Source organism: Mesomycoplasma lagogenitalium (assembly GCF_029854295.1).
GTDB lineage: Bacteria > Bacillota_I > Bacilli_A > Mycoplasmatales > Metamycoplasmataceae > Mesomycoplasma_A > Mesomycoplasma_A lagogenitalium.
Genome location: NZ_CP122979.1, coordinates 288,899 through 302,983, shown reverse-complemented (window position 1 = coordinate 302,983; position 14,085 = coordinate 288,899). Strand labels below are relative to the sequence as shown.

Genomic DNA, 14,085 nt, shown 5'->3' with positions numbered 1-14,085 from the left:
ATTATCTCTTCACTTTCTTTGGTTTATAAAGTTCTTTAACTTCATCGCGATATTCGTGCTTAAATTTATCATTTAAATGTAAATAAATATTTTTATCAAAAAATGTCCCTCACCCAGTTGCAAATCTTGATTCAATTAAAACTAAATTTGATTTTTCATCTTCACGAGGATAAATCATTTGAACTCTTTTTGGTTCAAAATTATATTTTCTTAATAAAGTTAAACAATCTACCATTCTTTCTGTGGGAATTACAAAACTTAAATATCCTTTTTGTTTAATAATTTTTGCACTACCTGAAATAATTTGTTCTAAGTTTAACTTAATTTCATGAGTTGCAATTAATAATTCTTGACTTGCATTTTTCCTTTTAATATTGGCTTCCACTTTATAAAAAGGAGGATTGCAAACAATTGCATCATATTTAGGTAATTGATTTTTACTATGCTCTTTATAAAAGAGATTAAAATCATTTAAAATTAATTTAATTTGATTATTTTTTTCATTCAACCTTACATTCATTTTTGCTAATTCAATTGCTTTTTCTTGAATTTCTATTGCATCAATTTTTAATTTTTCATCTCTTTCAGCAATAAAAATTGATAAAGCTCCGTTATTAGCACCTATTTCCAATAAATAATTAACTTTACGATTTAATGTAATAAAATTACCTAATAAAATAGTATCAACAGAATAGTTAAACATTTGCTTATCTTGATAAACATATAAATTTGAATCGTATCCTAATGAATTTTTAATAATTTTTCTTGACATTTTATAATTTAATTAATTTGGGATTATAAGAATAAGCCCTTCCTTCTTTTGCTAATAATTTTCCATTAATTTTAGTAGCATCCGCACTAAATGTATTTGTAATGGTTAACATATACTCACCAACACCATAAGAATCAACAGGTGCTTGTTCATTTTCAAACCACTTTATTTTTTCTGGATCAAAACCTGATGAAACAATTATTTTAACATGTTCACCTCCGTTTTCATCAAGTGCTTTTCTCAACCTTTTAATTTGATTCGGTGTAACTCCATATTCTTTTTCGCTTCTAGCAAACATTTTATCCATAACACCCTTAGAAGTATCAACTCTCACTCCAAATAATTTATCTTTAAATTCTTTTAGTACCTTTAGTGAATCTTCAATTACATTGTTGTGAAAATCGACTAGTGCAATTAAAGGTTCATTTGGTCATAATTGATAATAATACTTCATTACTTTAACTAAATCACCTTCAAAATTTTGAATTAATGCATGAGGAATTGAACCAAAAACCACTTTTTCATTACCTCTAGAACCCGCATTAGTTGAATGTGATTTAATTCCTGCTAATTCAACAGCAATTCCGTCTCTTTCTTGATTTAAATAGTGATCGGAACGATCGCCCATAAAAATTATTTCCTTACCATTAGCTGCATCAATGCATCTTTTAGCATTTGTTGCAATTGATGTGCTTCTTGCTAAAACACCGTCGATAATTCCTTCAAAAATACCAAATTCTTTATATTTACCTTCCAATTCTAGAACAACCTCTTTACTATTTATTAAACTTCCTTCTGGTAAATATTTAATTGAGTATTTTGAAGTATCACTATTTTCTTTTAATATTTTTATTGCTTCATTAATCCCGCCTAAGATTGAATTGTCTTGTCTTTGGAAAAATTGTAATGTAACAATCGCATCAGGATTAAACTTTTCAATTATTTCTTTTGCTTTAAAAAAATAATTAGCAGCATAATAATCTATCTTTTTATTCATAACATTCCTTTTATTAATTATTTTTAAGTTTCACTGTATTTAACTACAATCAAGATTAACATTGAGTAATAACTATATTCAGACTTTACTGTCGGCTCAGGAATTCCACCTGATCATGCTCAAAGAGTACGATGGCTTTTACATCCGGTTGGGTTATAATCCCAGTCAGGAAACTACAAACAAATGTTTGCTATTAAATTGTACTAAAAACTATTAAAAAGTTGATATTATTTAATAAATAAAAAAATTACTATATTTTAAAAATTACAACATTTTTTATTATAAATAGTAAAAATGTTGTGCTACACTTCTTTGATGTCTTTATTTTTTTAATAAAAAAAGTTGATCCAATTACAGCGATCAACTTTTTTATTAATATTTAATATTTTAAAATAATAAATAATTATTGATATTTAATAGAATCAAGCATTTTTTGATCAAATACTTTTAAAAATTCTACCATTAAATTAATTAGTGCTTCCATATCTGAAAGTGATGCAACTCCTAGTGGTGAGTGTAAATATCTTTGTGGAATTGAAAGACAAACTGTAAATGCTCCACCTTTTGCATATTGTAATTCAGCAGCATCAGTTCCTCCTCCTTGAGCAACATATTTATAAACTGGTATGTTGTGTTTTTTAGCTAAATCAACTAAAACATTAACTAATTTTGGATGCATCATAGTTTCCATATCTTGCATATTAATAGCAACTCCAGCACCTAATTTTGGAACCCCGGTAATAGCACCATAGGTATCGTGAGATGCTCCTGTATCAATTGCAAAAGCAATATCTGGTTCAATCATTGATACAGAAGTTTTTGCTCCTCTAGTTCCCACTTCTTCTTGTACAGTTCCTACAAAATAAGGTTGATTAGGTAGCTTTTCATCTTTTAGTCTATTAATTATTTGATCAATAACAGTAACTCCAGCACGGTTATCCATTGCTTTTCCCACTACTAAATCTGGATTAAATAATTTAAATGTTTCACCATGCATATAAATTCTATCTCCTGGTTCAATTCCCTGAGATTGTGCTTCTTTTTTATCTTTAAAACCAAAATCAACAAATAAATCTTTAATATTAACAGATTTTTCTCTTTTTTCTCTTTCTAAAATATGAATAGAGGTATGACCAAAAATTCCGTATAACTCTTTATTAGTAGAAGTTATAATTTTAGCTTTAGTTCCAATAACAACATTTGGTCATACTCCCCCTATTGTTACAACTCTTACTTGACCGTTGTCTAAAATATCTAAAACTGCAAATCCCACTTCATCCATATGAGCTGCTAACATAATTTTTGGACCAGAATGATGATCTTTTTTAGTCATTATTAAAGAACCCATTCTATCTCTTGAATATTCTACATTTGCATCTTTAGTATTTTCTTTTAAAGCTGCAACAACTTCATCTTCATAACGGGAAACACCTTCAATTTCCATATATTGTTTTAATCTTAAAAATAATTTTTCTTTTTTATTATCTTGCATTTTTCTCCTTATTTATATTGTATTTCTAAATACTTTTCACTATCCATTACTTTTAAAAATTCAGTTAATAAATCAATTACAGCAATTAAATCATTTAAATCACAAACGCCTAGTGGTGAGTGTAAGTATCTTTGAGGAATAGAAATAGTTATGGTAGCCGCCCCGCCTTTTGCATATTGTAATTCAGCAGCATCAGTTCCTCCTCCTTGAGCAACGAATTTATAAACTGAAATATTTTTTTCTTTTGCTAAATTATAAATAAATTTAACTAATTTAGGATCCATCATTGTTCCGCCATCTTGAACTCTAAGGGCGACTCCTAAACCTAATTTTTGTACCCCCTCAATCGCTTTGTAAGTATCGTGAGATGAAGTTGTATCAATAGCGATTGCAATGTCAGGATTTACTAGCGAAACGGAGGTTTTTGCTCCTCTAGTCCCCACTTCTTCTTGTACCGTTGCGACAAAATAAGGTTGATTAGGAAGTTGTAAATCTTTAATATTATTTACTATAAAATCTAAAACAGTTACTCCCGCTCGATTATCCATCGCTTTTCCCACTACTAAATCTGGATTAAATAATTTAAATGTTTCACCATGAATATAAATAATATCTCCCGGTTTAATACCAACTTCTTCCGCTTCTTTTTTATTACTAAAACCAAAATCAACAAATAAATCTTTTTCACTTACCGCTTTAGTTATTTTCTCTCTTTCTAAAATGTGAATAGAAGTATGACCAAAAACTCCGTATATCTCTTTTCCTAAAGAGGTTTTTATTTTTGCTTTAGTTCCAATAATGACATTAGGTCATACTCCTCCAACTGTTACAACTCTTACTTGACCATTGTCTAATATATCTAAAACAGCATAACCTATTTCATCCATATGAGCAGTTATCATAATTTTTGGACCTTGATTATGCTCTTTTTTGCTTATAATTAATGAACCAAAATTATCATAACTATAATTTAGATTTTCACTTTGAGTATTTTTGATAATTGCTTTAGCAACATCGCTTTCATTTCTTGATACTCCCTCAATTTCCATATACTCTTTAAGTTTTAAAAATACCTTATTTTTTAATGAGTTTTTTTGATTTTTCTCTTCATTTTCTCTCTTCATAATAAATTCTCGCTTTTTCTCTTTTTATTAAAGTTTCCATATTATCCCAAAGTTCATCTGGATCAATAACTTCAAATATACGATCTAAAAATCATTTTTCCAATTTTTCAATTACAATATCAGCTCTTTCTGGGTTGTTATAAAATTTGTCTATTATAAATTTTTTCGATAGGCGCAATTCATCTTCAAGTGCTTCGCTGATGTGATATTTTGGATTTAACATATATTTACCATTTTCAATTGAAAAAATACTATTAACTTCATTTTCTATTAGTAACATAAAAAAATATTTTTTAAAACTTAAGGGAATTTGTTCATTATCAAAAACCGATTGTACTTCTTTAACATTTTCTTTATTTCATTTAATGATTTCAAGCGCTGTTAAACCTATTTCATTTAAAATGAAATTTTTTTCAATTAATAAATCAACAATGGTTTCCAAATCTAAATCAATTTTAAATTTTCAGTTTTTTCTACCTGAAAATTTTGAAAAATATTTATAAGAGTTTTGATAGTAATCGATATATTCGAGTACGGCTTTAAATTTTTTTTCATATTTTTCTGGAATTCAAGGTGAATTCAATTCATCATTAACAATTATTTTAATCTCATCTTCTTTACATTGTAAAAATAATTGCTCAATTTTCTTTTCAATTTTTTCGTAATAATTTAATTTCTTACTAATTTTTTTTATTGCCGCCATTCTTACCTTTGTTTTTTATGTAAAATAAAAAATAGATATTAAAAAATATCTAAATTTTAATATGTTATTTTTTTCTTCTAATTTCTTTAAGTCTTGCAGATTTTCCTTTTCTTTCTCTCATAAAGTAAAGTTTTGCTCTTCTAACTTTATTAGAACGCACTACTTCGATAGAAGAGATTGTTGGTGAATTAACTGGAAAAGTTCTTTCAACACCAAATCCATAAGACATTTTTCTAACTGTAAAAGTTTCTCTAGTTCCTGAATTTTTTCTTGCAATAACTAATCCTTCAAAAATCTGAATTCTTTCTTTATTACCTTCTTTAATTCTAACATGTACTTTAACATTATCACCTTGTCTAAATGCAGGCAAATCTTTTCTAATTTGCGAACCTTCAACAATAGTCATTAATTTATTTTGCATCTTTAATCCTTTCTATAATATCTGGTCTATTTTTTAAAGTTTTTTCAATTTGTTTTTCTTTTTTCCAATTTTCAATATTTTTATGATGACCACTAAAAAGTACTTCAGGAACTTTCATCCCTTTATATTCTCTTGGTCTTGTGTATTGTGGATAGTCTAATAAATTATTTTCAAAAGATTCATTTGTATGCGATTCTTCTTTTATTACTCCATCTACTAATCTAATAATTGCATCAGCAATAACCATAGCAGGTAGTTCTCCACCCGTTAAAACATAATCACCAATTGAAATTTCTTCATCAATTAAATAATCGATAATTCTTTCATCAAATCCTTCATACCTTCCGGCAATTAAAGTTATTTCTTTTTCCTTAGAAAGTTCTCTAGCAAGTTTTTGATTAAACACTTTACCTTGAGGGCTTACTATAATTTTTTTTCCAGAAACCGTTTGCAACGCTAAATCAATCGGCTCTATTTGTAAAAGCATTCCTTTACCACCGCCATAGATTTGATCATCGACTTTTTTATGTTTATTTTGACTAAAGTCTCTAATATCAACAATGTTTATTTCAATCAATCCTTTTTCTATTGCTTTACCAATTATTGATTCATTTTTAAAACTATCAAAATAATTTGGAAACAGAGTTAAAAAATTTATTTTCATTAATTATTTTTTGAACTAGCAAATTCTTTAATAATTGCTTCTTTTTTTAATAAGTTTCTAACTGTATCAGTTGGTTTAGCACCGATATTTAGTCATTTTAAAACTAACTCTTTTTCTAATTTTAATTCTTTAGAACGTGGGTTATAATGTCCTAAAACTTCGATAAATCTTCCATCTCTAGGTGCTCTTGCATCAGCAGCAACCACTTTATAAACAGGATTAAATTTGCTTCCTAAACGTTTTAATCTTATTTTAACCATTTTTTCCTTTCGTATCATTAATTATTAATATCAATTCTTAAAAATTTAATTAAGAATGAATAAATTTTACCAAAAAAAATCTAAATGTCAAGCAAAAATACTTTACACTTTAAATAAAAAAATCCAGATTTTATATTGATTTAATCTGGATATAATTTTTTATTTTAAATTAAAATAATTTTATGGTAAAATAATCTTACTGTAGAGGTGTAGTTCAATGGTAGAACAACGGGCTTCAACCCCGTGTGTTATGGGTTCGAGTCCTGTCACCTCTGCCATTTTTTATGCCTTTTTTGAGTGTTTAACTTGATTTTTTTCAATAAAAACACTAATATTATCATTTTTATTAATAGTTTGACTAACAATTTCATTTGCTAAATATGTTTCGATATTTCTTTTTATAAAATGTTTAATAGGTCTGGCTCCATAATTAATTGAATCAGTATTTTTAACTACATATTCAATTACATCAGATTCAAATGTTAAATTAATATTTAGTGAATTTTTTAATCTTTCTGCTAATTTATTTAGTTCTAATTCAGTTATTTTTGCCAAAATTTGATCATTTAATGGTTCGAATTTAATGATTTCGTCAACTCGATTTATAAATTCTGGTTTAAAAAATTCCAATAATTTTTCTTTTATTTCTTCCTGATTAATATTAGGATTTTCTAAAATATCTTTTGAACCTATGTTAGTTGTCATAATAATTATAGTATTTCTAAAATTAATTTTTCTTCCTTTTGAATCGGTTAAAAAACCATTATCTAAAATTTGTAATAAAATGTTTACAACATCATAATGAGCTTTTTCAATTTCGTCAAAAAGTATAATTGAATATGGATTTTGTCTAACTTTTTCTGTTAATTGTCCACCTTGTTCGTATCCAATGTATCCAGGAGGCGAACCGATTAATTTAGATACCGAATGTTTTTCCATATATTCGGACATATCTAATCTAATTATTTGCTTTTCAGAATCAAATAAATAGTAAGCAACCGCTCTTGCTAATTCAGTTTTTCCAACTCCAGTTGAACCAGCAAATATAAAAGAACCAATAGGTTTATTAGGATCGTTTATATTCGCCTTAGATCTTAAAATAGATTTATAAACTAAATCAATTGCATTATCTTGTCCTTTAATTCTTGATTTTAAATTTTTAGCTAAATCAAGAATTTTATTTTTTTCTTTTTCAATCAATTTATCGACTGGTATTTTAGTTCACTTTGCAACAATTTTTGCAATGTCTTCTTCAGAAACGGTATCTTTTAAAAATAAACTTGCTTTTTCTTGTTTTTCAATTTCTTTAATTTTTGTTTCTAACATAGGAATTTGATTATATAAAATTTCCGATGCCTCTTTAAATTTACCTTCACTTTGATAAATTTTAAATTTATTATTTAAATTATCTAAATCATTTTTATATTTTGAATGTAAAGAAATATTATTTTTTTCTTGCTCAAAAAGTTCTTTATATTTATTAATTTCTTGCTTTGTTTTAGCAATTTGTTCATTTAATTTATCTATTTTTTCTTTATTTTCTGGCTTTTTATCTTTAGCTAATGAAAATTTTTCCATTTCAAGTTTTGCAAATTCTTGCTTTAACTTTCCAATAATTTCAGGTTGATAATTCATCTCTACCTTAATGTTAGCACTTGCTTCATCAATCAAATCAATTGCCTTGTCAGGTAAAAATCTATCTGTTATGTATCTTGAAGATAATTTAACTGCAGAAATAAGTGCATCATCTTCAATTTTAACATTATGAAAAGTTTCTAGACGATCTTTAATTCCTCTTAAAATTGTAATAGAATCTTCAATATTAGGTTCATTAACATCTATTTTTTGCATTCTTCTTTCTAAAGCCGCATCTTTTTCTATATATAATTTATATTCTTCTAAAGTAGTTGCACCAATTAATTTTATTTGCCCTCTTGCCATCATTGGTTTAATAATATTTGCCGCATCCATTGGAGCATCGGAAGTTTTTCCAGCGCCAATTAATAAATGTATTTCATCGATAAAAACAATAATATTACCATTTGATTCTTCTATTTTCTTTAAAATCTTTTTCAAGCGATCTTCAAATTGTCCATGATAACTAGCACCTGCAACAATCGATGATAAATCTATTTCTCAAATTTCTTTATTTTTTAAATCCTCTGGAACTTGTCCTTCAATTATCTTTCTAGCTAATCCTTCAATTATTGCTGTTTTACCAACTCCAGGCTCACCAACTAAAACGGGATTATTTTTAGTTTTTCTAGATAAAATAGTTATTATTCTCCGTATTTCATCATCACGATTAATTACTGGATCCAATTTATTAGATTTAGCTAATTCGGTTAAATTTTTTCCAAATTGTTCTAATGGATTTTTATTATTTTCTTGTTCTGTAAAATTCATATATACCTCCAAAATTTATATTTATAAAATAATTATAGCACAAAATTTGGCACTCTCAATAATAAAGTGCCAAATTTTTATCATTTATGTTTTATTATAAAAAAAGACACCTAAAGGTGTCTTGGTCATATAAATATGAAATGGCTGCCCCAGTTAGATTCGAACTAACGCATCGCGGCACCAAAAACCGCTGCCTTACCGCTTGGCCATGGGGCAATATGGTGGGGGGGGAGGGATTCGAACCCCCGAATCGTTAGAAAGTGGGTTACAGCCACCCGCGTTTGGCCGCTTCGCTACCCCCCCATAAAGCATAAAAATTATACTATATATTTTCTAAAAAACAAATAAATTTTATACTTTTTTTAATAAATCTAAAAATTCACTTTCAGTTATAGTTTTAATATTAAATTTTTTTGCTTTTTCTAATTTATTAGTTCCAACATTTTCTCCAACTATTAAATAATCAACTTTGGAACTAATAGCATTAGAAAATTTACCTTGATTTTTTTCGATTATATCTTTATAATATTCTCTCGGATTAGATAATGTTCCTGTTATTACAAAACTTTTATTTTCTAAAATATTTGATTCATATTCGTTTTCATTATCTAAAAACTCAAAATTAATTGTTTTTAACCTATTTAAAAATTCAATATTTCTTGGATTAGCAACGTAATTTTTTAACTCTTGAACCATAGTTTCGCCAAATTTATCTATTTCAATTAATTGTTCATAATTAAAATCAATTAATTGATCAATGCTCTTGATTTTTTTTGATAAGATTTTTGAAAAATTAAGACCTATATTTTTAATACCTAATGCATATATAAATCTAAAAAAGGGAATTTTTTTAGCATTATTAATTGCTGATAATAGTTTTATCATCGAAGTTCTTTTAAAACTATTAAATTTTTCATTATCATTTAATTCATTTATTTTAGCAATTTGATTTTCTAAAAAAAATACATCAATTTCGTCTTTTATTAATTTAAATTCAAAAAACTGCCTAACAGTTTTATCAGAAAGATTTTCGACATTTAGTGCATTTTTTGAGAAAAAATGAATGATTTTTTGAATTTTAATTTCTGGACAATCTTGATTAATACAAAATTGTTCTTTGTCAGTATCTAATAAATCAAATTCGCATATAGGGCATTTTTTAATTATCTCTATATTTGTTGAATCAAAATTTTTAACCGAAGAAATAACTTGGGGAATTATTTCTCCTGATTTTTTTATATAAACCTCTTCATTTAAGCGAATTTTTAAATTTAAAATATTTTGATGATTATGTAAATATGCTTTTGAAACAATTGAACCATTTAAATTAACAGGTTCTAAAATTGCAACATAAGCAATTTTTCCAGTTCTTCCAACTTGATAAACAATATCCTTTAATTTAGATTTAACAACTTGATCATAAAATTTATAGGCAATGGCTCCTCTAGGGAATTTAGAGGTACTTCCTAGTTTATTATAAGAATCATAACTATTAACTTTTATTACCACTCCATCAATTTCATAATCTAATTGTTCTCTTTTTTGTTCAATTAAATTAATATGTTCTTCAATTTCAGCACTATTATTTAATAATAAACCTAAATCATTTGTCACAAATTTTTCTTTATTTAAAAAATTAATTGAATCACTTACATAAAAAATCTGATGCTTTTCTGGATCGATTATTTGATATCAAAATGCTTTTAATTTTTCTAATTTGTCATCACCATCTTTTTTTCTTCTAATAATACCTGCTGCTGCATTTCGTGGATTTAAAAATTCAGTTTTTCGATATATTTTTGTAGTTTTTTTCTTTTTTAACAGTGATAAATTTTGATTTTTTCTTAATTCGTTTTCTTGTTTAATTAATTGATTTTCTTTTTCAATTTCTTGATATAGAAGATATTCGTTTTTAATTTGTTCATTCATTTTTAAAAATGAATTTTTATCTAAATAAATTTCACCACGAATTTCAATTTTTTCTTTGTAATTAATTTGTTTAGGAACAATTTCATCTTTTAGTTTATAAATATTTTCAATAACATCTTCTCCTTCTTTTCCATCTCCTCTAGTTAAAGCTGATACTAAATTACCATTTTCATAATGGAGCGCCATTGAAATTCCGTCAATTTTCGGTTCTACATAAAATTTATTGTTTTTTCCAACTTTAGTAAAAACATCATTTTCAAATTTTACTATTTCACTAATTTCATAGGCTTTATCTAAAGATAGCATTGGAGTGTTGTGCTTTATTTTATTAAAAAGACTCATTTTTAAAGGAGCCATTTTTTCAATTGGTGAAGCCATTATTTCTTCAAGCGAAAGTAAATGAAAATATTTTTCTTCTAGTCTTTTTAATTCTTTGAATTTACTATCATATTCATAATCACTAATTTCAGGTTCATCTTTTTCAAAATATAAAGAATCATGATATTCAATTTCTTTTCTTAAATCAAAAATCAGCTTTCTGATTTTTTCTTTTTCATCATTGCTCATATAACTCCTAAAATAGTTGTGCTGTGTATAATCAAAATTGAGGCAATTGACCAAAAACATTTTGTTCAATTAAAATTACAAAGATAATAAATGCAACTAAAAATAGCATAAATAAATAATCAAATCATTTTAAATATAAACGACGATATCTAGTTCTTTTTTCGTAAGGAACATAGCCTCTGACTTCCATTGCATTTGCTAAATCTTCTGCTCTTGAAAATGATAAAACAAATAAAGGGATTGTTAAAGTTATCATCGATTTTACTTTATCTTTGATTTTTCCATGCTTAAAATCTACCCCTCTTGATGCTTGAGCTTTTATAATTCTATTTGCCTCTAATAACAATGTAGGAATAAATCTAATTGAAATGGAAATAATCATTGCAATTACACTAGTATTAATTTTAATTAATTTTAATGGCGAAATTAAATCTTCAATTGCTTTAGTTAATAAAATAGGTTTAGTTGTATAAATTAAAAGAGTTGTAATTATAAGCATACAATAAATTCTTAAACCTAAAACAAATGATCTAATAAAAACTAAATTTGTATATCTAAATTTAAAATAAATTTCAAAAGAAAATCATTCGGTATCAACAAAATTAAAAGAATCTAAATGTGCCTGTTTTTTATCGTTAATACTAAAACCATTAATTATAAAATTTTCATTTTCTTTTAAAGAAGAAGTGTCATACAGTAAAAAACCATATAAAACAGACATAAATAAGAAAATAAAAATTGGTAATTTTGCCATTTTTAGTAAATGAAGTGGTCTTTCAGTAGTTAAAATAAAAATGATTAAAGTAGGAATAATTAAAAATGAAAGTGTAAATAAATGAGTTACTACAAAAAAGAAAATAATAAAAAGAATATTAAAAATTAACTTTAATCTTGGATCTAATCGATGTAAAAAAGTATTTTTAGGAACATATTTTCCAACAACAATATTCATTATTCCTCCATATTTTTATTTATTTTTTCTGCTAATTCATCAATATTTGTAACTCTTCCAATTTTCATTCCTCTTCTTTCTAATTCGCTAGCAAAAGAAAGAAGTTTAGTAGGTTGCATACGGTTGTTTTTCAAAAATTCATTATCGCTAAGAATTTCATATGTATCACCATCTTTGATGATTTTACCATTTTGAAAAACAATTGTTCTTTTTGTTCATGTTAAAGCATTATCTAAATCGTGTGTAGCAATAACAATTGTTTTTCCAGATTTATTTAATTTATCAAAAATTTTTAATGTTTCTTCAATTCCGGCAGGATCTAAACCTGCTGTGGGTTCATCAAAGAAAATAACATCAGGTTTCATCGCTAAAATTCCTGCGATTGCTACTCTTCTTTTTTGGCCTCCAGATAAATCAAAAGGAGAACGTTGTAAAAAACTTTGATCTAAACCAACTAGTTCAATGATTTCTTTAGCATCTTCTATTGCTTGTTTTTTTGGTATTCCCATAGATATGGCACCAAAAATAATATCTTTTTCAATTGTTTGCTCAAATAATTGATATTCAGCAAATTGAAAAACAACACCCACCCTTTTTCTAATTGATTTTAAGCCCTTAACTTTTCTTTTGAAAAATCTTTTTTTACTAATAACGATTTTTCTTTGAAAATCCTGATTTGTTTTTTTATCTACATCTGTAAAAACAAATTCAATTTCACCGGCATCAGGAAATATTAAACCGTTCATATGCTCGATAAATGTAGTTTTACCACTACCAGTTTGTCCAATTATTGAAATAAATTCTCCTTGATTTATTTGTGCTGAAACACCGTCAATAGCATTAAATTTTGATGGTAAATCTTTATCGTAAATTTTAACAATATTATTAACTTTTATTTGCATATTTGCTCCAATAATTCATTTGCATCATATGTTGGACTAATCCCTTTTAATTTACTTGATAATTTATAAATAAAAGGAGAATCAATTTTTGCTTTTTCAATAATTTCTTTGTTTTTTAAAATTTCTTGAGGCGATCCTTGGGCAATAACTTTTCCGTTCGATAAAACTAATAATTCATCAGCTAATATTGCTTCATCCATATCGTGAGTTATAGAAATAAGTGTTTTTTCTCTAGTTTGTTGAATATCGCGAATTAAAGTTAAAACATCACTTTTACCTTTTGGATCAAGCATTGATGTAACTTCATCAAAAATAATGATTGAAGGATCGAGTGCTAAAATAGAGGCAATAGCAACTCTTTGCTTTTGTCCTCCTGATAAATTTTGTGGCTCTCTTTCTAAATGTTCAAACATATCTACTTTTTTAGCTAAATCATAAATAATTTCTCTCATTTTTTCAGGTGACATTCTTTTATTTTCTAAGCCAAAAGCAATATCATCTTCAACCGTCGCCCCAACAAATTGATTGTCAGGATTTTGAAAAATAATACCAATATTTTTTCTTGCCTCGTTTAAAGTTTTTTTTGATAATAAAATATCTTTAATTCAAACTTCTCCTGATGTTGGTTTAATAATTCCTGTTAAAATTTTTGACAAGGTTGATTTTCCTGAGCCATTATGACCTAAAATAGCAATATATTTTCCTTTTTCAAAACTTACATTAATGTCATTTAATGCAAGTTTTCCCCCTTCATTATAAGCAAAGGTAACATTTTTAACTTTAATCATAAAAAAAATTATACAAAAAAATAATTAAAAACTTTCAAATAACTAAAAATTAAAAATAGTAATTGTAAAATTGTTATTAAAATAAAATAAAAATAAAATAGATCATCT

13 protein-coding genes and 3 tRNA genes are annotated in these 14,085 nt (G+C 26.1%); 1 reads left to right on the top strand and 15 read right to left on the bottom strand.

The window, feature by feature from the left end; genetic code table 4:
* Position 1: 1 nt before the first annotated feature.
* The 8 genes from QEG99_RS01380 to rpsP form a co-directional block, all read right to left on the bottom strand.
* Positions 2–772: a tRNA1(Val) (adenine(37)-N6)-methyltransferase gene (locus tag QEG99_RS01380; protein ID WP_280102219.1), complete on the bottom strand. Its 771-nt coding sequence runs from the start codon at positions 770–772 to the stop codon at positions 2–4.
* Between the two features lies 1 nt (position 773).
* Positions 774–1,769 (bottom strand): nicotinate phosphoribosyltransferase, encoded by a 996-nt coding sequence (locus QEG99_RS01375; RefSeq protein ID WP_280102218.1) that lies wholly within the window; start codon positions 1,767–1,769, stop codon positions 774–776.
* Between the two features lie 403 nt (positions 1,770–2,172).
* Positions 2,173–3,261, bottom strand: a complete 1,089-nt coding sequence (locus QEG99_RS01370) for a M42 family metallopeptidase (RefSeq protein ID WP_280102217.1) — start codon at positions 3,259–3,261, stop codon at positions 2,173–2,175.
* An 8-nt stretch (positions 3,262–3,269) separates the two neighbouring features.
* Positions 3,270–4,385: a M42 family metallopeptidase gene (locus QEG99_RS01365; protein ID WP_280102216.1), complete on the bottom strand. Its 1,116-nt coding sequence runs from the start codon at positions 4,383–4,385 to the stop codon at positions 3,270–3,272.
* Positions 4,336–5,088: a hypothetical protein gene (locus QEG99_RS01360; protein WP_280102215.1), complete on the bottom strand. Its 753-nt coding sequence runs from the start codon at positions 5,086–5,088 to the stop codon at positions 4,336–4,338. Before QEG99_RS01360 ends, QEG99_RS01365 begins: the two co-directional genes overlap by 50 nt.
* A gap of 64 nt (positions 5,089–5,152) precedes the next feature.
* A complete protein-coding gene (rplS, locus tag QEG99_RS01355) occupies positions 5,153–5,509 on the bottom strand; it encodes a 50S ribosomal protein L19 (RefSeq protein ID WP_280102214.1) in 357 nt (118 codons plus the stop codon).
* Complete coding sequence (gene trmD, locus QEG99_RS01350; RefSeq protein WP_280102213.1) at positions 5,499–6,173, bottom strand: tRNA (guanosine(37)-N1)-methyltransferase TrmD; 675 nt, start codon at positions 6,171–6,173, stop codon at positions 5,499–5,501. The genes rplS and trmD overlap by 11 nt, the downstream gene beginning before the upstream one ends.
* A complete protein-coding gene (gene rpsP, locus QEG99_RS01345; RefSeq protein ID WP_280102212.1) occupies positions 6,173–6,433 on the bottom strand; it encodes a 30S ribosomal protein S16 in 261 nt (86 codons plus the stop codon). Before rpsP ends, trmD begins: the two co-directional genes overlap by 1 nt.
* Positions 6,434–6,636: 203 nt before the next feature.
* Here rpsP and QEG99_RS01340 point away from each other — a divergent pair.
* Positions 6,637–6,711, top strand: a tRNA-Trp gene (locus tag QEG99_RS01340).
* Positions 6,712–6,715: 4 nt separating this feature from the next.
* On the opposite strand, the gene QEG99_RS01335 is transcribed toward QEG99_RS01340, so the two are convergent.
* From QEG99_RS01335 to QEG99_RS01305, 7 genes are all read right to left on the bottom strand, one after another.
* Positions 6,716–8,839 carry an ATP-dependent Clp protease ATP-binding subunit gene (locus QEG99_RS01335; RefSeq protein WP_280102211.1) on the bottom strand — a complete coding sequence of 708 codons (2,124 nt, stop codon included), beginning with the start codon at positions 8,837–8,839 and terminating at the stop codon, positions 6,716–6,718.
* 141 nt (positions 8,840–8,980) lie between these two features.
* Positions 8,981–9,055: transfer RNA gene (locus tag QEG99_RS01330), tRNA-Gln, on the bottom strand.
* A gap of 3 nt (positions 9,056–9,058) precedes the next feature.
* A tRNA-Tyr gene (locus tag QEG99_RS01325) sits at positions 9,059–9,142 on the bottom strand.
* Between the two features lie 48 nt (positions 9,143–9,190).
* Positions 9,191–11,335, bottom strand: a complete 2,145-nt coding sequence (gene ligA, locus QEG99_RS01320) for an NAD-dependent DNA ligase LigA (protein WP_280102210.1) — start codon at positions 11,333–11,335, stop codon at positions 9,191–9,193.
* 7 nt (positions 11,336–11,342) lie between these two features.
* Entirely contained in the window at positions 11,343–12,287 is a 945-nt protein-coding gene (locus tag QEG99_RS01315) for an energy-coupling factor transporter transmembrane component T family protein (RefSeq protein WP_280102209.1), read from the bottom strand.
* Positions 12,287–13,189: an ATP-binding cassette domain-containing protein gene (locus tag QEG99_RS01310; RefSeq protein ID WP_280102208.1), complete on the bottom strand. Its 903-nt coding sequence runs from the start codon at positions 13,187–13,189 to the stop codon at positions 12,287–12,289. The genes QEG99_RS01315 and QEG99_RS01310 overlap by 1 nt, the downstream gene beginning before the upstream one ends.
* Positions 13,180–13,977: an energy-coupling factor transporter ATPase gene (locus QEG99_RS01305; protein WP_280102207.1), complete on the bottom strand. Its 798-nt coding sequence runs from the start codon at positions 13,975–13,977 to the stop codon at positions 13,180–13,182. Before QEG99_RS01305 ends, QEG99_RS01310 begins: the two co-directional genes overlap by 10 nt.
* Between the last annotated feature and the right edge of the window lie 108 nt (positions 13,978–14,085).